Source organism: Paraburkholderia bannensis (genome assembly GCF_014200455.1).
Taxonomy (GTDB): domain Bacteria; phylum Pseudomonadota; class Gammaproteobacteria; order Burkholderiales; family Burkholderiaceae; genus Paraburkholderia; species Paraburkholderia bannensis_A.
In genome coordinates, this window is record NZ_JACHBW010000007.1 from 113,715 (window position 1) to 133,736 (window position 20,022).

General features: G+C 66.1%; 11 protein-coding genes. 5 read left to right on the forward strand and 6 right to left on the reverse strand.

Going from position 1 to position 20,022, the window contains the following annotated elements:
- Nucleotides 1-4 precede the first annotated feature (4 nt).
- Complete coding sequence (gene hmpA / locus F4827_RS13520; protein WP_183724451.1) at nt 5-1,210, forward strand: NO-inducible flavohemoprotein; 1,206 nt, start codon at nt 5-7, stop codon at nt 1,208-1,210.
- Between the two features lie 69 nt (nt 1,211-1,279).
- Here hmpA and aroG read toward each other — a convergent pair whose 3' ends face one another.
- From aroG to F4827_RS13540, 4 genes are all read right to left on the reverse strand, one after another.
- Nucleotides 1,280-2,353: a 3-deoxy-7-phosphoheptulonate synthase AroG gene (gene aroG, locus F4827_RS13525; protein WP_183724452.1), complete on the reverse strand. Its 1,074-nt coding sequence runs from the start codon at nt 2,351-2,353 to the stop codon at nt 1,280-1,282.
- Nucleotides 2,354-2,797: 444 nt separating this feature from the next.
- Entirely contained in the window at nt 2,798-4,264 is a 1,467-nt protein-coding gene (tldD, locus tag F4827_RS13530) for a metalloprotease TldD (protein ID WP_183724453.1), read from the reverse strand.
- 152 nt (nt 4,265-4,416) lie between these two features.
- Nucleotides 4,417-5,277, reverse strand: coding sequence for a carbon-nitrogen hydrolase family protein (locus tag F4827_RS13535; protein WP_183724454.1), 861 nt, complete (start codon nt 5,275-5,277; stop codon nt 4,417-4,419).
- Between the two features lie 130 nt (nt 5,278-5,407).
- On the reverse strand, nt 5,408-9,760 hold the full coding sequence (locus F4827_RS13540; protein ID WP_183724455.1) for a YhdP family protein: 4,353 nt from the start codon (nt 9,758-9,760) through the stop codon (nt 5,408-5,410).
- A 295-nt stretch (nt 9,761-10,055) separates the two neighbouring features.
- Here F4827_RS13540 and glnE point away from each other — a divergent pair, with 295 nt between their 5' ends.
- The 4 genes from glnE to F4827_RS13560 all read left to right on the forward strand — a co-directional run bounded on the left by glnE (nt 10,056) and on the right by F4827_RS13560 (nt 17,088).
- Complete coding sequence (glnE, locus tag F4827_RS13545; protein WP_183724456.1) at nt 10,056-12,878, forward strand: bifunctional [glutamate--ammonia ligase]-adenylyl-L-tyrosine phosphorylase/[glutamate--ammonia-ligase] adenylyltransferase; 2,823 nt, start codon at nt 10,056-10,058, stop codon at nt 12,876-12,878.
- A 333-nt stretch (nt 12,879-13,211) separates the two neighbouring features.
- Nucleotides 13,212-13,937 carry a gluconate 2-dehydrogenase subunit 3 family protein gene (locus F4827_RS13550; protein ID WP_183724457.1) on the forward strand — a complete coding sequence of 242 codons (726 nt, stop codon included), beginning with the start codon at nt 13,212-13,214 and terminating at the stop codon, nt 13,935-13,937.
- Nucleotides 13,938-13,946: 9 nt separating this feature from the next.
- Nucleotides 13,947-15,722, forward strand: a complete 1,776-nt coding sequence (locus F4827_RS13555; RefSeq protein WP_183724458.1) for a GMC family oxidoreductase — start codon at nt 13,947-13,949, stop codon at nt 15,720-15,722.
- Nucleotides 15,723-15,732: 10 nt separating this feature from the next.
- A complete protein-coding gene (locus tag F4827_RS13560) occupies nt 15,733-17,088 on the forward strand; it encodes a cytochrome c (protein ID WP_183724459.1) in 1,356 nt (451 codons plus the stop codon).
- A gap of 88 nt (nt 17,089-17,176) precedes the next feature.
- On the opposite strand, the gene recN is transcribed toward F4827_RS13560, so the two are convergent.
- A complete protein-coding gene (gene recN / locus F4827_RS13565; RefSeq protein WP_183724460.1) occupies nt 17,177-18,859 on the reverse strand; it encodes a DNA repair protein RecN in 1,683 nt (560 codons plus the stop codon).
- A 127-nt stretch (nt 18,860-18,986) separates the two neighbouring features.
- The gene (locus F4827_RS13570; protein ID WP_183724461.1) at nt 18,987-19,907 is read right to left on the reverse strand and encodes an NAD kinase; all 921 of its coding nucleotides are present in this window, start codon (nt 19,905-19,907) and stop codon (nt 18,987-18,989) included.
- Between the last annotated feature and the right edge of the window lie 115 nt (nt 19,908-20,022).

Sequence of the window (20,022 nt, forward strand, 5' to 3'; positions counted from 1 at the left end):
CGCAATGACCGCGCTCACCGCCGACCAGATCGCCCGCGTCAAGGCCACCGCGCCTGTGTTTGCCGAGTATGGCCCGACCATCACGAAGCATTTTTATCAGCGCATGTTCAACGCGCATCCGGAGCTGAAGAACCTCTTCAACCAGACGCACCAGCAAAGCGGCAGCCAGCCCGAAACGCTGGCGCGCGCGGTCTACGCCTACGCGGCGAACATCGACAATCTGGGCGCGCTGGGCGGTGCGGTCACGCATATCGCGCACAAGCACGCGAGCCTGAACATCCGTCCGGAACACTATCCGATCGTCGGGCGTCATTTGCTGGGGGCGGTGGTGGATGTGCTGGGCGACGCCGTCGATCAGCCGACGCTCGACGCCTGGGCGGTGGCTTACGAGCAGCTCGCGCAGATCATGATCGGCGTGGAGTCGAAGCTGTATGAGGCCGCGCCTTGGAGCGGTTTCCGTCCGTTCAAGGTGGTGCGCAAGCAGGTGGAAAGCGACGAGATCACCTCGTTCTATCTCGCCCCCGCCGATGGCGCGCCCGCTGGCGGTTTCGAACCGGGCCAGTACGTGAGCGTGACGCGTTTCGTGGATAAGCTCGGCGTCGATCAGCCGCGTCAGTACAGCCTGTCCGACGCGCCTCATGGCCGCTGGCTGCGCATCTCGGTGAAGCGCGAAGCCGGTTCGGCCGATGTGCAGCCGGGCCACGTCTCGAATCTGATGCACGACGGCGTCGAGCAGGGCGCGATCGTCCACGTCAGCGCGCCGATGGGCGAATTCACGCTCGATCGCAGCAAGAACACGCCGGTCGTGCTGATCAGCGGTGGTGTCGGCATCACGCCGATGGCGTCGATGCTCGCCACGCTGCTGGCTGGGCGCAGCGAGCGCCAGATCACCTTCGCGCACGCCTGCCGCAATGGCCGCGTGCATGCGTTTGGCGAGTGGCTGCGCCGTAGCGCCGCCGAGCATCCGAACCTCAGGCGCGCGGTGTTCTACGAGTCCGTGAGCGCGGACGACCAGCCGGGCCAGGATTACGACTTCGAAGGCCGCATGGACCTCGCGCGCATCGAAGCCGATGTGATGCTGCCGGATGCCGATTACTACATCTGCGGCCCGGTTGCCTTTATGCGCGCGCAGCGCGAGGCGCTGGCCGCGCGTGGTGTCGACGCGTCGCGCATCCACACGGAGATCTTCGGTTCGGGCACGCTCGATTGAGCGCGCCGTAAAAAGCAGAAAGCCCGGTCAGCTTGACTGCCGACCGGGCTTTTCTATTGCGCCGAGCGCTTAATTGCCGCTGCCGCGCGCAATCCGGCGCTGCTTGACCGCTTCGGCGAGCCCTTCGAGCACGCCAATGCTCTCGTCCCAGCCGATGCAGGCATCGGTGATGCTCTGGCCGTAGGTCAGCTCGCAGCCCTCCTTCAGATCCTGGCGGCCCGCCACAAGGTGCGATTCCACCATCACGCCGACGATGCGCTCGTCGCCGCCCGCGATCTGGCGGCCGATGTCGGCGCAGACCGGGATCTGGTTTTCGTGCTTCTTCGAGCTGTTCGCATGGCTCGCGTCGATCATCAGACGCGCGGCCAGACCCGCCTTGCCGATGTCGTTGCAGGCCGCGTTGACGCTTTCGGCGTCATAGTTCGGCGTCTTGCCGCCGCGCAGGATCACATGGCAGTCCTCATTGCCCGCCGTCGAGACGATGGCCGAGTGGCCGCCCTTCGTCACCGACAGGAAATGGTGCGGCTGCGACGCGGCCTTGATGGCATCGACGGCGATCTTCACGTTGCCGTCCGTGCCGTTCTTGAAACCGACCGGGCAAGACAGGCCCGAAGCCAGCTCGCGGTGCACCTGCGATTCGGTCGTGCGCGCGCCAATCGCGCCCCACGAGATCAGATCGGCGATGTACTGCGGGCTGATCATGTCGAGGTACTCGGTGCCCGCCGGCAGGCCGAGTTCGTTGATCGACACCAGCAGCTCGCGCGCGGTGCGCAGACCGTCGTTGATCTTGAAGCTGTTGTCCATGAACGGGTCGTTGATGAGACCCTTCCAGCCCACCGTCGTGCGCGGCTTTTCGAAGTACACGCGCATGACGATTTCCAGCTCGTTCTTGAAGCGATCGCGCTGCGGCACCAGCTTTTTCGCGTAGTCGATCGCAGCCTTGGTGTCGTGAATCGAGCAGGGGCCGATCACCACGACCAGACGGTCATCCATGCCGTGCAGGATGCGGTGCAGCGCGCGGCGAGATTCGAAGATCAGCGTGGAAGCGGCTTCGGAGCACGGGAATTCGCGGATCAGGTGAGCGGGCGGCGTGAGTTCTTTCAGCTCGCGAATGCGGACATCGTCGGTGTTGTGCGGGGGCATGTTGTTTTCTCCTGATCCTGTGTAGCGTGCTTCGCGTCGCGAAACGGCATCAATCTGCTAGATGAAAGTGCGGCTCTGTCTGGGGTAATGACGAAACGTCGGACGAAAAAAAACCGCCAGGCTTTGCTGGCGGTTTCTCGTTTGTTCGGGGTCCTGCGCGTACTATCAACCCTCTCGATCCGCCAGCGGTCTGAGATACCAAAAGAAGTAAAAGTAAAACTTCGTGGCGAACATGGCGAAATCGGTTCGTTGCGTCGAAAAGGGTGATTGCCTTTATAACCCGGCCTTCTTCAGGCTGGCAAGCGGGTCGCGGCAAAAAAGCGGGAAATTCGCGGAAAATCGCTATTCAATGCAGGAATCCCGCATGTCGATGCGGATTTTCCGCATCGACATGCATGAACCTTGCACATGGGCCTTGCCATGAAGGCGCGCGATCCGGCCCGATCAGACCGTGCCGCCCACCGTCATCTTGTCGATGCGCAGCGTCGGCTGGCCCACGCCCACCGGCACGCTCTGACCCTCCTTGCCGCACACGCCCACGCCCGAGTCCAGGCGCATATCGTTGCCGATCATGCTCACGAACTTGAGCGATTCCGGGCCGCTGCCGATCAGCGTCGCGCCCTTGACCGGGTAGGTGATCTTGCCGTCCTCGATCATGTAGGCCTCGGAGGCGGAGAACACGAACTTGCCGTTGGTGATGTCGACCTGGCCGCCGCCGAAATTCACGGCATACAGACCGTTTTTGACGGAGGCGAGGATCTCCTGCGGATCCTTGTCGCCGTTGAGCATGTAGGTGTTGGTCATGCGCGGCATCGGCAGGGCGGCGTAGGATTCGCGGCGCGCATTGCCGGTCACGGGCATCTTCATCAGGCGCGCGTTGAGCGAATCCTGGATGTAGCCCTTGAGGATGCCGTCCTCGATAAGCGTGGTGCACTGCGTCGGATTGCCTTCGTCGTCGATATTGAGCGAGCCGCGGCGGTTCGGCAGCGTGCCGTCGTCCACCACGGTGACGCCCTTGGCCGCCACGCGCTGGCCGATCTGGCCCGCGAACGCCGACGAACCCTTGCGGTTGAAGTCGCCTTCCAGACCGTGGCCGATCGCCTCGTGCAACAGCACGCCCGGCCAGCCCGGGCCGAGCACGACGGTCATCGCGCCCGCCGGAGCCGGGCGCGCTTCAAGGTTCACGAGCGCGGCGTGCACGGCGTCATCCACATACTTCGACAGGACGTCGTCGGTGAAATAGCTGTAGTCGTAGCGCCCGCCGCCGCCGCCATTGCCAATTTCGCGACGGCCGTTCTGCTCGGCGATCACCGTGACGGAGACGCGCACCAGCGGGCGGATGTCGGCGGCCAGTGCGCCGTCGCTGCGCGCAACCAGCACCACGTCGTATTCGCCCGCGAGCGCGGCCATCACCTGGGTGATGCGCGGGTCGCGGCCGCGCGCCATCTGCTCGATGCGTTCGAGCAGCTTGACCTTTTCGGTGGCGTCGAGCGAGGTCAGCGGATCGGAAGGCAGATACAGATCGCGGCCCGCGATGCCCTTGAGGGAGGTCGCCACCTGGATCTTCTGCTTGCCGCCGCCGGCCTTGGCGATCGAGCGCGTGGCGATGGCCGCCTGGCGGATCGCTTCGGGCGAGAGGTCGTCCGAGTAGGCGAAGGCGGTACGCTCGCCGGACACGGCGCGCACGCCTACGCCCTGATCGATGCTGAAGCTGCCCGACTTGACGATGCCTTCCTCCAGGCTCCAGGCCTCGCTGCGGGTGGCCTGGAAGTAGAGATCGGCGTAGTCGACGCGGTGCGTGAAAATCTCGCCGAGCGTGCGCGTGAGCAGCGCCTCGTCGAGGCCATAGGGCGCGAGGAGCACTTCCTTCGCGGTCGCCAGATTGCGGATGCCGGGTTCGATGATGTTCATGCGCTCAATAGGGAAGTTTCAAATGGCTGGGTTCGGCTGGATTCGGCTTGCGTGGGCTTGCGTGGGCTTATCGGGCAGATTCGGGCGCGGTGCGGCGAAATCAAGACGCCCTGTGTCGGTGAGTGTCGGTATGGGCGTGGGTGATGCTTGCGTCAATGACAGTCCAGCACGCGATGCCGCCACGCGGGCAGGCTTGCGCGCACGGCGGCGATGCGTTCGAGATCGATATCGCCGATCACCACGCCGGGGTTCTCGTCGAGCACATCGACGATTTCGCCCCACGGGTCGATCAGCATGCTGTGGCCCCAGGTGCGGCGACCGTTCTCGTGCGTGCCGCCTTGCGCCGCGGCGAGCACGTAGCACTGGTTTTCGACGGCGCGGGCGCGCAGCAGAAGCTGCCAGTGCGCGCGGCCCGTGGTGTAGGTGAACGCCGAGGGCACGACCATCAGCGCACAGTCTCCCATACGCCGGTACAGCTCCGGAAAGCGCAGATCGTAGCAGACCGACAGCCCCACGCGGCCAAGTGGCGCGTCGAAGGTGCGGACCTCGTCGCCTGGGCGGATCGTGCGGGCCTCGTCGAACGATTCGGCGCCTTTCTCGAAGTTGAACAGATGGATCTTGTCGTAGCGCGCGCGCTCCACGCCGCTCGGATCGAACACGAGCGTGGTGTTGAGCACGCGGCTTTCTTCAGGCGCTTTCAAAGGCAGCGTGCCGCCGATGATCCACACGCCATGGCGCTTCGCGGCATCGGCGAGAAAACGCTGGATCGGGCCGTCGCCATACGGCTCGCGCACGGCGAGCTTGTCGGTGTCCTTGTGGCCCATGAAGCAGAAGTATTCGGGCAGCAGCACGAGGCGCGCGCCCTTCGCGGCGGCCTCCGCGATCAGAGCCTGCGCGTCGGCGAGATTGCGCGCGAGGTCGGGCGTGCTGACCATCTGCAGCGCGGCGACCCGGAACGGCGAGACCCGCGTGGCCGAGGCGGGGGACGCTGTGGAGGAAGAGGTTTCGCTCATCGACGGCTCTTGATTGGACGAAGGTTGAAGCCCGCAGCGGCAGATCAGGGCGCTGCGCCATCAGTGTCGCGAGCGCGCATCTGACGTGCCCATTGACGCACGGCAGGCAGATCACCAGGCGATCTGGAACTCAATGCGCCGGCGCCGGAACCTGCGCGTCCATCTTACCCTGATCGCCATGCAGTCGCTCAACGTGCGGTTTGGCCCAGGATCCCGTAATGGCGTAGTCGCGCGCGAAGGTCGTCTCGACCGTATGCGAGAGCGCCACGTCGCCGATCAGCGCGCCCAGGCCCAGCAGCGGATTGATGATCGCCGCGACGATCACACCCGCGCCCGCGCTCACCGTCGGCACGGCATGCACGCGCAGATCCTGGGTCTCGTGTGCGAGATCGACGCTGCCCACCATCTGCGCGCGGCCCGGCGCGGTGACCAGCTTGAAGTCGCTGGTGTGGCCGATGCCGTTCTGGATCTGCGCGCTGCCCGTGATGCTGGTAAACGGCAGGCCTTCGCCGATCACATCGCGGAAATCCATGCTGGCATAGCGCGCGAGGCTTTGCAGGCTCAACACGCCCAGCAGCGTCGCAACGCCCTGGTGAATCTTGAGGATTTCGCCGTGGCGCAGATCGAGCGCAAGGCTGCCGTTGAGCGTCGGGAAGTCGAGCTTGCTGGGGCCGCCGCGCCATTCCAGATTGCCGCTGAGGGTGCCCGTGCCGCCCTTGATCGCGCGCGCCACGCCCGCGCGTTCGAGCAGATCGCCTGCATCCTTGATGTCGAGATGGAAGTCGAGCGCGGTGCGGCGCGGCGTCTGTGCAAGACCGCCGGCCGTATCGGCAGGGGCGGATTCGTCGCCGATGGCGCGCCAGTTTTCCGTGGCGGTGAAGTGGCCGGCCGGATTGACGATGTCGAGCGTGTCGAGTTGCCAGACCGGCACGCCGTTCTCGTCGAAGTTGTGGGCGTTGATCTGCAGGCGGCCGAAGTCGCGTCCGCGCACGATCAGCTGGTTCACCACGAGGTCGATCGACGGCATGTTCTGCGCGGGCTGCGATACAGCCTGGGCGAGCAGGTCGTTCTCGGTCGCGGCGGGCACGACAAGACGCGCCAGACGCGCTTCCAGCGTGCCGGGCGAACCCGGCACCGCGCCCGGTTTCCACGAGACATGGCCCGAGACCTGGTTGGACGCAACGTTGGCTTGCCACTGGTTGGCGTCGCGCGACGCGCCGACGATCACGTTTTCCCAGTGACGCTTGAGCAGCGTTAGCGTGCCGATGTGAACCGCGAAGCGCGATGGCACATAGGACGCGAAAGCGCCGCCGGGCGCAAGCGGCGAGGACGCGGCGGCGGCGGGCGATGCCATCGCTTGCGTGGATGTCGCCGAAGCGGCCTGAGGCGCGCTGGCGGTCGTACTGGTCGTCGAACTTGCCGCCATAGCGGGCGTCGCAGGAATCGCCGCCGCCGTGCCGCGAATTTCCTGCGCAACACGTCGCCATGCATCGGCGTCGAACGACGGCAGATCGACGGCCGCCGTCACGCCTTCGGACGGCAGATCGGCGGGTTTGTTCATGCCGATCGCGCCGCGCACGACTTCCGGCACATGACCCGGATTGCGCCGCAGCACGTAGCGTGCGGCCAGCGGTCCGAGCTTGAGTTCGGCGTGCTGGAACGCCGCGGCGTCGCTGGCCGACAGCATCGCCGAAGCCGGATCGTCGCCGGGACCGGGCTGCAGGGCGAAGCGCAGCGGCATCGGCGTGCCGGCGGTCTTGCCGAACGGCGCGGGCAGGTCGATGGCGAGATCGGTCAGATCGGAGCTGGCCTTCACGTCAGGCAGATGGCCGCGCGTGCCGGTCACCGACAGCGAATACGGCGCCGCGCCCGAGAAGCGTCCAAGCACAGCCGCCGCCGTGCCGTGCAGGTTGAGCCCGCGCGCCGCATCCACGGCTACATCGCCGGCGACATGGACGTCGTAGCGCCCGTCCTCGCGCATGCCGCCATTGGCGCGCAGATCGCCGCCGAGGAAGCGGCCCGTCAGATGATCGACCTGCGCGCTGCGGTTGGTGAAGCGCACCTTGCCATTGAGGTTCGACAGCGGCGGCACGTTGTGCGCGGCGAGCGTGTTGTTTTCGAAGCCGATCGCCCCGGCCACGGCCACCTTGGGCATCGGCTTGCGCGGAATCGTGAGCTTGAGCGCCAGCGTGGCCGGTCCTTGCGCCTGCACCTTCGCGGTCGCGTGCTTCGAGATCGCGCCGAGCGCGCTGTTATCGGCGTAATCGAGCAGATCGGCGAGCGGCCCGCGCCCCGCGCCTTCGATCACGAGATCGGAGCCCTTCACGCCGAGTTCGTCGATACGCCCGCTCACGTCATGCAGCACGAAGCGGCGGTAGTGGCCGTGCGCGACGTCAAAGCGCAGTTTGTTCTCCGCGAGCTTGAAGGTGCCGTCGATGCCGTCGAACGCGGGCCACACGTTGGGCGCACCGTTGCGCATCTTCTTGGGCGGGAACGGCGACGGGTCGAAGCGCCCGTTCGCGAACGGCGCGACGATGCGGAACTGGCCCGCGCTCGGGTCGCGCGAATAGGGGAATTTGGCGAGGTCGCCGTGAATTTCGAGGGTCGCGCCTTTCGATAGCCCGGCTTGCAGGCCGTGGCCCAGGTAGGTGCGGGTTTTTTCGCTGATGCTGGTTGGCAGGTAACGCGGGATTGCCTTGACCTGGGCCTGATCGAAGTGCGCCACCAGGTCGAGCGCGCCGCGCCCGTGGCCCGGGTTGCGGTAGTGCGCGGTCATCTTCGCGCGTGCGTCGGCGTTCTGTACGCCCAGTTCCGTCACATCGACATCGAAGCCCTTGATCTTGTCGCCCGGCTGGCGCTGCGCGGCCACGGTCCATTTGGCCGCGCCCCATAGACGGTCGAAGCGCAGGCGCGGATCGTCGAACACGCCCGGCAGCGTGATGGCCGCGCTCGTCGTGTCGAACTTGAGGGTGCCGTGCGATTCGTCGGCGTCGATGCGCCCCCAGAGATTTTCGACGCCCGGCAGGCCCGCGCGCGGGTGTTCGCGCGGCGTGAGGCCCGGTCCCGGTTCCTGGGCCGCCACGCTGAAACCTTGCAGGTCGCCATTGAAGCGGTAGTGCAGGAGCGGCTCCGCGCTGGTGGTGCGCTGCTCGGCGGCGGCTTCGCCCGAATCGGGCTTGGCGCGCTCCATCGCCAGATCGTAGTTGGCGACCAGACCGCGCGGATTGAAGCGCACCAGCGCGTTCTGCACGCGGCCCGGCAGCGGCAGGCCGCGCATGAATTCGGCGAGGATGCCCAGGTCGATGCGATCGCCGCTCACCGATATCAGCTGGCCGGTTTGCAGTGTCTGCTGACGGAAATGCGCGTCGAGGTGATTGAAGGTGAGCGAGCGCGTGAGCGGCGTGCCGTCGTCGAGCGGCGGCTGGCCGAGTTCGGCGCGCAGCTCGCGCAGTTGCAGCGTGTAGTCGCCGGGCGCGAGACCCATGCGCCAGTTGAAGCTCGCGATCGGCAGATCGAGGCGCGGCTGGGTCGGCTTCACGCGCAGGGCGATGTCGTTGCCGCTGAGCGTGCCGTCGGCGGAAACGATGCGGCCGTCTTCGAAATTCGCCCAGATGGCGTTATCGATGCGTCCTGCATAGGTCGTGAGCGGCAGTGGAATGTAGCGCGAGAGCGTGGGCAGATCGACGGTACCGGTGGAGATATAGGCGCTGCCGCTCCAGGTGTTCGGCTTCCCCGCGGGCGCGAAGCGCGTGTGCTTGAATTGCGCGCGGAAGTCGAGCGGCCCGTGCAGCACGGTGCCTTCCGCGGGCGCTTGCAGCGCGATGTGGTGGTCGTAACCGTCGTTGAGAATCGCCAGACGGATGTTCGACAGCTTCAGTTCGGGCACGTCGCGCGTGGCGTCGCGCCAGCGCAGCGTGCCGCCGCGCAGCACGATGGCCTGCTGGCGCATCAGCCAGGTCGTGAAGGTGGCGTTGCCGGTGTGGGCGGTCGGCACCGGCACGCCCGCCACGGTGAGTGTGCCGTCGTCCTCGCGCGCGATCGACACGTCGGGGTTTTCGACGATCACGCTGGAGAGCAGCGGTTCGAGCATCGCCACCGAGCGCCAGGCGACCGAGGCGGTGGCGTGCGGCACGTTCAGCGCGAGCTTGCCGTGGCGGTCGCGGATCGTCAGGTTGGCGACGTCGATGCCAGGCTGGAAGCCCGACCAGTGCGGCGAGAGCTTGCCGATGCGGAAATCGGCGTGAATCTTGTCGGAGACGAGCTTTTCGATGCGCGGACGGAAATCGTCCACGTGAGGCAGCACGACATAGCGCAGCCCGAGCAGCAGCACGGCGACGATGAAGTAGAGGACGAGCGCGATGCACGCCAGCACGCGCAGCGAATGGCGCAGTACCGGGTGGTGATGTTGCGGGCCCGCGTCTGCGCTTTCCCGGCTGGCATGTCCGGTTTGAGGCGGGCCGGCGGGATCGTTACGCTCGGACATGCTGCGGCGGGTGGGGTATGGTAGCGTTGCGTTCTGACGACGAAATGTATCACACAGGACCGTGGGACCGGCCATCCGGGGAAGCCGGGATGGTTGTCGGCCGGGCTTTGCACGGCATTGCGCGCACGAAGAAATGACCTGGCCACATGCCGTTCATGCACGTTTGGCGCGTGTTAGCCGCTATAGCGGTCATCGGCATGCCTGTCGGCTTCTCTCGCCATCTTCACTCCCTGCGTTGTTGACCGGATCTGCAGACCAGATCGACTGCCGTTTTATCCGTCTAGCCAGAGACTTCATGACTGACATTCCTCTCCTGAGTTCCAGTTATTCGCGCTATGCGGCGCGCGTCTATGCCGCCCGTCCGGAACTGGCCGACCAGGTCGCGGCGCTGGCCGCCGCGCCGATCACGCGCGAGCGCATCGTCGCCCGGCTCGACGCCCTGTGTCTGCAAGCAAGTGCCACGCCCGGCACGCCCGGCGCGGCCCGCGTCCCCGCACTCACCGACGAACAGCTCAAAAAGGCCCTGCGCCAGCTGCGCATCGAAACTCTCTGCGCCGTGATGGAGCGCGACCTCGCCCGTAGCGCGGACGTCGTCGAAGTCACCGGCACCATGACCGACCTTGCCGAGGTCGCGATCGAGCGCGCGCTGGCGGTGGTGAGCGCCGACCTCGAAACGCTCTTTGGCGAGCCGCGCGGCCCCAACGGCGAGCGCCTGACGCTCGGCGTGGTGGGCATGGGCAAGCTCGGCGGCCGCGAGCTCAATGTTTCGTCGGACATCGACCTGATCTTCGTCTACGAGGACGACGGCGAAACCACGGGCGGCCAGCGCTCGCCCATCGCCACCCAGGACTTTTTCACGCGCGTGGGCAAGCGTCTGATTGGCGCGCTGTCGGACGTGACGGCGGACGGTTTTGTGTTCCGCGTCGACATGCGCCTGCGACCGAACGGCGATTCGGGGCCGCTGGTGTGCAGCCTGGGCATGCTCGAAGAATATTTCTATGTGCAGGGCCGCGAGTGGGAGCGCTACGCCTGGATCAAGGGACGGCTGGTTTCCGAACGCGAGAGCGATAGCGCCCAGCTCCTGGCCACCCAGCTCGACGCGCTGGTGAAGCCGTTCGTCTATCGCCGCTATCTGGACTTTGGCGTGATCAGCGCGATCCGCGCGCTGCATCTGCAGATTCGCCAGGAAGCGCAGCGCCGCGCCATGATGCGCCCCGACAAGGCCGACGACATCAAGCTCGGGCGCGGCGGCATCCGCGAGATCGAATTCAGCGCGCAGGTGTTCCAGCTGATTCGCGGCGGCCAGGATGCGGGCTTTCGGGTGCGCCCGACGCTTGCGGTGCTTGGCTACGCGGCGGCGCGCGGGCTGATCGCGCCCGAGATCTGCCATGAACTGACGCTGGCCTATGACTTCCTGCGCGCACTCGAACACCGTCTGCAATACCGCGACGATGCGCAGACGCACGCGATGCCCGTCGATGAAGCCGAGCGCGCGGCGCTCGCGCACTCGATGGGCTACGACGACTATGCGGCGCTGATGCGCGTGCTCGACGCGCATCGGGAAAAAGTGGAGCAGCAGTTCGACCAGATTTTCTCCGACAAGGTGGGCGGCGAAAGCGGCTGTGGCGCACCCGACGACGGCGTGGCGGCGTGGGTCTGGAGCAGCGCGCTGGGGGAAGAGGGCGCCGACGGCGATCTGCTCGCGCGTCTGATCGAACTCGGCATCGACGATCCCGCGCCGTTGCTCGCGCGTCTGCGCGGTCTGTGGCAGTCGTCGCGCTACACCGGCCTGCCCGAGAAAAGCCGCGAACGCTTCGATAGCGTCGCCAAGCGCGCGCTCGAAGCTGCGCGCACGATGGAGCCGCGCGAGCGTCGCGGCGACACGCTCGCGCGCATGTTCGACCTGCTCGAAGCCGTGATCCGGCGCGGCGCGTATCTGGCGCTGCTCACCGAATATCCGGATGCGCTCAGCCGCGTGCTCAAGGTGCTGGGCGCGTCGCGATGGGCGGCGGGCTATCTGATCCGCCATCCTCAACTGCTCGACGAACTGCTCGACGACGAGGCGATTTCCTCGCCGTTCGACTGGCCCGTGTTTTCGCGTCTGCTGCGCGCGCGCCTCGCCACCGCCGCCGACATGGAACAGCAGATGGACCTGCTGCGCCACGCCCATCAGGCCGAAGTGTTCCGCATCCTGCTCAACGATCTGGCGGGGCGGCTCTCGGTGGAGCATGTCAGCGACCGGCTGTCCGAACTTGCCGATGCGGTGCTCGACGTCACCATCGAAACCGTCTGGAAGCAGTTTGGTAAACGCCATCGCGAGGTGCCGCGTTTTGCGGCGATCGCGTACGGCAAGCTCGGCGGCAAGGAACTGGGCTATGCCTCGGACCTCGACATCATCTTCCTCTACGACGACGAAGACGACCGCGCCGCTGAAATCTACGCGGCGTTCGCGCGCCGCCTGATCACCTGGCTCACCACGGCCACGGGCGCGGGCACGCTGTTCGATATCGATCTGCGGCTGCGGCCCAATGGCGAATCGGGCCTGCTCGTGACCGATCTCGACTCGTTCCGGCGCTATCAATTGCGCGAAGGCGACGCGGCGAATACGGCCTGGGTTTGGGAGCACCAGGCGCTTACGCGCGCGCGCTTCTCGGCGGGCGATGCGGCGATCGGCAATGCGTTCGAGGCGATCCGCGTGCAGGTGCTGACGACGCCGCGCGACGCCGCGCCGCTCGCGCAGGAGATCGTCGAGATGCGCCAGCGTGTCGAGGATGGGCATCCGAACCGCACGCCGCTGTTCGATCTCAAGCACGATCGCGGCGGCATGGTCGATATCGAGTTCACGGTGCAGTACTGGGTGCTGCTGCATGCGGCGCAGGACCCGGAGCTGATCCGCAATACTGGCAATATCGCGCTGCTGCGCGAGGTGTCGCGTTTCGGGCTGATGAGCGAAGCCGAAGCCGATGCCGTGGGTTCGGCGTACCGGCTCTATCGCAAACTCCAGCATCAGTTGCGGCTGGACGGGATGGAAACCGCGCGCGTCGATCCTGCGCGCGTGGAGGCGGAGCGGCAAGTGGTGCTGGGCTTGTGGAAACGGGTGTTTGGGGAGCGAGGCTGACCCGGCCCTGCCCTTAACAGGGTGCGTGCTGTGCCGTCGCTGGAGCGGCGGCGCGCGCGCCTTCTTTCTGGTGAGAGGTCTTTCGTAATTGGTAAGGAATCCTGTGTGACAGGATCGGGTGTGAGATTGTTCCGTAGTTGTTGTAGGGGGATGTGGGGTGGTAACGGAGAACCTTCTGACGTGCATCAACGCACATCGGTGAAAATCCGCTTCGGCAATTTCAAGATTCGATGGTTGGATTAAGGTTCGCATGCATTTTGCATGGCTAGATCCTTCTGACCGTCTGAATCGTTGTCAAAGCAACGATTGACCCAACGTTGCAACCCCCCCGTTATGTCGAGCAATCAGGAACCACGCCGCCGCTTCCTGCGGCAGATGCTGGCCGTTGTGCCCGCCGCGTCCGTCACCACGGGCGGCGCGCTCACCCAGGCTGCATGCAGCAAACCTTCCCCTCCGGGCGATACGCCAGTCGCCGGCGCTTACCGGCCGGATTATTTCACCGCCGATGAATGGCAATTCCTGCAGGCTGCCGTCGATCGCCTGATTCCCGCTGACAGCCACGGTGCTGGCGCGCTGGCGGCGGGCGTCCCCGAATACATCGACCGGCAGATGGAAACGCCCTATGGCTACGGCAAGCTCTGGTACACCCAAGGCCCGTTCCACACCGATCAGCCCGCGGAAATGGGCTTCCAGCTGAATCTCGCGCCGCGCGACGTATTCCGGCTCGGCATCCGGGCCTGCGACGCGCATTGCCGCGCGCGGTTCGCCGGCAAACCGTTCGCGCAGCTTGCGCAGCACGAGCAGGAAACCGTGCTCGGCCAGATGGAGCACGCGCAGATCGGCTTCGAAAGCGTGCCTGCCCAGACTTTTTTCGCCTTCCTGCTCGCCCATGCGAAGGAGGGTTTTTTCGCCGATCCGATCTACGGCGGCAACAAGGACATGGTGGGCTGGAAGATGATCGGCTTTACCGGCGCGCGGGCGGATTTTGCGGACTGGATCGATCAGCCGGGCGTGAAGTATCCGTACGGCCCTGTGTCGATCGACGGCAGACGGGGATAAGGCAACAGCATGGCGATCAAAAAGAACAAAGTCGATTGCGTGATCGTGGGATTCGGCTGGACCGGGGCGATCCTCGCCCAGGAATTGACCGACGCAGGTCTGGACGTCGTCGCACTCGAACGCGGCGCGATGCGTGACACTCCCACCGATGCCGAGTATCCGAAAGTCATCGACGAACTCAAGTATGCAGTGCGTGGCAAGCTGTTTCAGGACCTCTCGCGCGAGACGGTGACCATCCGCCACGGTATGGCCGACGTCGCCGTGCCTTACCGGCAGCATGGTTCGTTCTACCTTGGCAACGGGGTGGGCGGCGCCGGCTTTCACTGGAACGGCATGCACTACCGCGCGCTGCCCGAAGAACTGCAACTTCGCACGCGCTATGAAACGCGCTATGGGCGGCGCTTCATGCCCGAGGGCATGCAGGTGCAGGACTTCGGCGTGAGCTACGACGAGCTCGAACCGCATTTCGCCTTCGCGGAAAAGGTGTTCGGCACATCGGGCCAGGCAGGCAACCTGAACGGCGTCGCCACGGCAGGCGGCAATCCGCTCGAAGGCCGCCGCAGCGGCGACTTTCCGACGCCCGCGCTGAAGAACACCTACGGTGCGCAACTGTTCGAGAAGGCGGCGCGCGAAGCCGGTTTCCATCCGTATCCCGCGCCGGCCGCTAACGCTTCGCAGCCCTACACGAATCCCTATGGCGTGCGTCTTGGGCCGTGCAATTTCTGCGGCTTTTGCGAAGACTTCGGCTGCTATATGTACGCGAAGGCCTCGCCGCAGACCACCATCCTGCCGGTGCTGCTCAAGAAGCCCAATTTCGAGCTTCGCACCCACGCCCATGTGACGAAGGTGCTGCTTGCCGCCGACGGCAAACGCGCGACTGGCGTGAGCTACATCGATGCCCAGGGACGCGAGGTCGAACAGCCCGCCGATCTCGTGATTGTCGCGGCGTTCCAGATGCACAACGTGCGCCTGCTGCTGCTTTCGGGCATCGGCAAGCCCTACGATCCCAGAACCGGCGAAGGGGTGGTGGGGCGCAATTACGCCTACCAGATGAATGGCGCCGTGAACGTGCTGCTGCCCGAAGGCACGCAGCTCAATCCGTTCATCGGCACCGGAGCGGGCGGCGTGGCCCTCGACGACCTGAACGGCGACCAGTTCGATCACGGACCGCTTGGCTTCGTGGGCGGCGCGAGCATCCGCCACGTTCGCTATGGCGGCCGGCCGATCCAGCAGACGCCCACGGTGCCCGGCACGCCCGCATGGGGCAGCGCGTGGAAGGCGGGCGTGGCCGACGCGTACCAGCGCTTTTTGACCATCGGCATTTCGGGCTCCGTCATGCCGTATCGCGACGCGTATCTCGATCTCGATCCGACCTATCGCGACGCCTTCGGTCAGCCGCTGCTGCGCATGACCTTCGACTGGCATGACAACGAATACGCGATGCTCGACTACATGGGCACGCGCATGGAGGAGGTCGCGCGCGCGATGAACCCACAAGCCTTGTTCAAGGCGGTGCGCAAGCGCTGCCAGCACTACGACACGCGCGTCTATCAGTCGACGCATACGACGGGCGGCGCAGTGATGGGCGATTCGCCGCGCACGAGCGTGGTCAACAAATATCTGCAGAGCTGGGATGTGCCGAATGTATTCGTGACTGGTGCATCGGCGTTTCCGCAGAACATGGGCTACAACCCGACCGGGCTCGTGGCGGCGCTCGCATGGCATTGCGCCAAAGCGATTCGCGAGCAGTACCTGAAACATCCGGCGCCGCTGGTGCAGGTTTGAGGAGGCGGCCATGAAATTCAAGAAACTTGCGACTATCGTGCTGCTGGCAGGTGCCCTCGGAGCGGTGCAGGCGCGCGCCGCTGCATCCATCGATGCGCCCGCCAAGGTGCTTGCGTCCGGCGCACCATCGGCGCAGGCCAGTGCGCAACTGATCGCCCAGGGCCGTTATCTGGCAAGCGCCGCCGATTGTGTCGCCTGCCACACGGCTAAGGGGGGAAAACCTTTCGCCGGCGGGCTTGGGATCGCCTCTCCGGTGGGCGTCATCTATTCGTCCAATATCACGCCGGACAAAGCCACCGGCATCGGCGACTACAGCCTTGAAGACTTCGACCGGGCGGTTCGACGTGGGATTGCGAAGGACGGTACGACGCTGTATCCAGCCATGCCGTACGTGTCATACGCCAGATTGACGCCAGCCGATGTGGGCGCCCTCTATGCCTACTTCCGGCATGAGGTCGCACCGGTTTCGCGGACCAACCGGGCGACGGGCATCGTCTGGCCGCTGTCGATGCGCTGGCCGTTGCGCTTCTGGCGCATGACGTTCGCGCCGGCGCCCGTGGCAAACGCCGACGCGGCCGCTTCCGGTGCCCAGCGCGTGGCGCGCGGACGCTACCTGGTGGAAGGGGCCGCGCACTGCGGCGCATGCCACACGCCGCGCGGGCTCGGTCTGCAGGAGAAAGCCTTGAGCGACGATGGCCGGTACTTTCTCTCGGGCGGCGTGGTCGATGGCTACGTTGCGAAGAATCTGCGCGGCGACCGCCAGGACGGGCTCGGCGCATGGAGCGAGGACGATATCGTCGCGTTCCTCAAGGGCGGGCGCAGCACTCACGCTGCGGCATTCGGGGGGATGTCGGACGTGGTCGAGCGCAGCACCCAGTACATGAGCGACGCGGATCTCGCAGCCATCGCCGCCTATCTGAAAACGTTGAAGCCGGCTCACGAGGGCGGGGCGGCGCTGGTGCCCGACGCCAGCGCGGCGCTGAAGCTGCGCGCCGGAACCGCGCGTGACAACGGGGCGCTCACCTACGTGGACAATTGCGCGGCCTGTCATCGCACGAGCGGAAGCGGATACGCGCAGACGTTCCCGGCGCTCGCGCTCAGTTCGGTTGTCAACGGCGCCGATCCCACTTCGCTTGTCCACCTCGTGCTGCAAGGCGGTCAGATGCCGTCGACCAAAGCCGCGCCGACGCATTACGGCATGCCGGGATTCGCGAGCCGCCTGACCGACCGCGACATCGCCGATGTGCTGACTTTCGTTCGTTCGAGTTGGGGCAATCGCGCTGCTGCGGTGAGCGCAGATCAGGTTGCCCGCATACGCAGGGCCGTGGGCGCGGCGCCCGCGCCCAGCCGTGCGGAAAACCCGTAAGACGAAACGCGGGCGCTGTGGCACGCAGCCATGACGTAGAAACCCACGATGGCCGCCCGCCGCTGCCCGCAGCGTCGGGCGGTTGACTTCAAGCCGCCAGCATTTCCTTGGCATGCCGCCGCGTGGTCGCGGTGATTTCCAGCCCACCGAGCATGCGCGCGACTTCCTCCACGCGGCTGGTTCTGTCGAGCGCCGTGACCGCCGAGACCGTGCCGCCGTTGCCGTCGCCGGCCTTGGCCACCTGAAAATGATGGTCGCCGCGCGCCGCCACCTGCGGCAAGTGGGTGACGCACAGCACCTGGCGCGCTTGCCCAAGCTGATGCAGCAGGCGCCCGACCACTTCCGCGACGCCGCCGCCAATGCCGGTGTCCACTTCGTCGAAGATCAGCGTGGGCGTGGGGCTCGCGGCGCTCGCGATCACCGCGAGCGCGAGGCTGATACGCGCGAGTTCGCCGCCCGAGGCGATCTTCGCGAGCGGTCGCAGCGGCACGCCCGCGTGGCCCGCGACGCGGAATTCGATCTGCTCAAGACCATGTGCGCCGCCCACTGGCTCGCCGTTGCCGCTATTGCCGCCCAGCGGCACCAGCGCGACTTCGAAGCTGCCGCCCGCCATCGAGAGTTCCTGCATGCCCTGCGTGACCGCCGCGCCCAAGGCCTGCGCAGCCCCGGCGCGCGCGGCCGAAAGCTGGCGCGCTTCGACGAGATACGCCTCGTTGGCCTTGTCGGCGGCGGCGCGCAGCGCGTCGAGATCGGACGCGGCGTCGAGCAGCGCCAGTTGCTGGCGGCGCGATGCATGCTCGGCGGGCAGCGCTTCCGGCTGCAGGCGGAATTTGCGCGACGCCGAATGCAGCGCGTCCAGCCGCTTCTCGACCTGGGCGAGCCGGTTCGGATCGAGTTCGAGCCGCTGCGCGTAATGCGACAGCGAGTAGGCCGCTTCCTGAAGCTGGATCGCCGCCGGTTCGAGCGCGGCGAGCGCGTCGCCGAGTGCGCCGTCGACTTCGGCCAGATCGCGCAGCTTCGAGACGATCGAGTTCAGACCGGAAATCATCGCGTCGTCGGATTCTGACAGGGCCACCAGCGCGCCTTGCACGCCCTCGATCAGGTTCGCCGAATTGGACAGCCGCGTGTGCTCCGCGCTCACTTCTTCCCATTCGCCCGGCTGGGGCGCGAGCTTGTCGAGTTCGGCGAGTTGCCAGGCGAGGCGCTCGCGTTCGAGCTGCTGTTCGCGCTCGCGCGCCTGCGCGGTCTGCACCGCGAAGCGCGCATCGCGGGCGTCGCGCCAGGCGCGCGTGACGCGCGCGGCCAGTTCGAGCAGGCCTGCGTGCGTGTCGAACAGTTCGCGCTGGGCGTCCGGGCGCATCAGCAATTGATGCGCGTGCTGGCCGTGGATATCGACGAGACGCTCGCCGATGTCGCGCAGTTGCGCAAGCGTCGCGGGCGTGCCGTTGATGAAGGCACGCGAGCGGCCGCCGCTATCGACCACGCGGCGCAGGATCACGCCGTTCTCGGCGTCGCTGTTGGTCAGCGCCTGTTCTTCCAGCCATGCCGCGACGTGCGGCGGCGCATCGAATTCAGCGGTGATGTCGGCGCGGCTTTCGCCTGCGCGCACCACGCCTGCGTCGGCGCGCGCGCCCAGCGTCAGCGCAAGAGCGTCGATGAGAATCGACTTGCCCGCGCCGGTCTCGCCGGAAAACACGGTGAAGCCGCTGTCGAATTCGAGATCGAGCGCGGCGACGATCACGAAGTCGCGAATCGAGAGATGACGGAGCATGGCGTCTTGAATCTGGCGGATGGCGATGGCGCCGGTTCGATGGTTCGTTGTTTCAGCGGGATGGTCACGATCGTCGCGATTGTCGCAATAGTGGCCGACATGCGCGCATCGCGGACAGATTCGGGTATCAGTCGTGCGGATCAGGCGTCAGGTTCTGCAGCGCGGGTGGCTCGTTCCAGTGCAGCTTCTGGCGCAGCGTCCGGTAATAGCTGTAGCCGACCGGGTGCAGGAAGGGCACCGTATGGCGCGAGCGGCGCACTTCGATCACGTCGTTGAGTTCGACCGCCGTGAACGACTGCATGTCGAAGTTCACGTTGACGTCGCGGCCCGCGACGATCTGGATGCTCACCTTGCAGTCGTCGGGCAGCACGATCGGGCGGTTCGAGAGCGCATGCGGCGCGATCGGCACGAGCACGATGCCTTGCAGCTGCGGATGCAGGATCGGCCCCTGCGACGACAGCGCGTAAGCCGTCGATCCCGTGGGCGTGGCGACGATCAGGCCGTCCGAGCGCTGGTTGTACATGAAGCGGCCGTCCACGTGCACACGCAGTTCCGCCATGCCCGAGAAACCCGAGCGGTTCACGACCACGTCGTTGAAGGCGAGCGCGTGGTAGATCGGATCGCCGTCGCGCATGATGCGCGATTCGAGCAGCGAGCGCTCCTCGCGCTCGAAGCTGCCCGCGAGCAGTTGCGGCACGATCTCCTGCATGTCGGAGAACGGGATGTCGGTGATGAAGCCTAGACGCCCATGGTTGATGCCGATAAGCGGCGTGCGGTAGGGCGCGAGCTGGCGGCCGATGCCGAGCATCGTGCCGTCGCCGCCGAGCACCACGGCCACGTCCGCGCGCGCGCCGATTTCGGCGGGTTGCAGCGCGGGATAACCGCTCACGCCGATCTCCTGGGCGGTCTGCGCTTCGAACACGACGTCGAAGCCACGCTGGGAGATGGTCTGGGCGAGCGCCGTCAGCGGCTCGCCAATGCCTTGCGTATTGCTGCGCCCAACGAGCGCAACCGTTTTGAACTGGCTCTGGATCTTCTGGATCTGCATGCCCGCATTACACCATAGTCAGTGCATGAAAAGAACCTCGCGGCCGCGCTCATGCCCAATGGGCGTGGGCCGGACCGCTCCTGGGCAGACGCCGGTGACATGGCTTTGACATCTG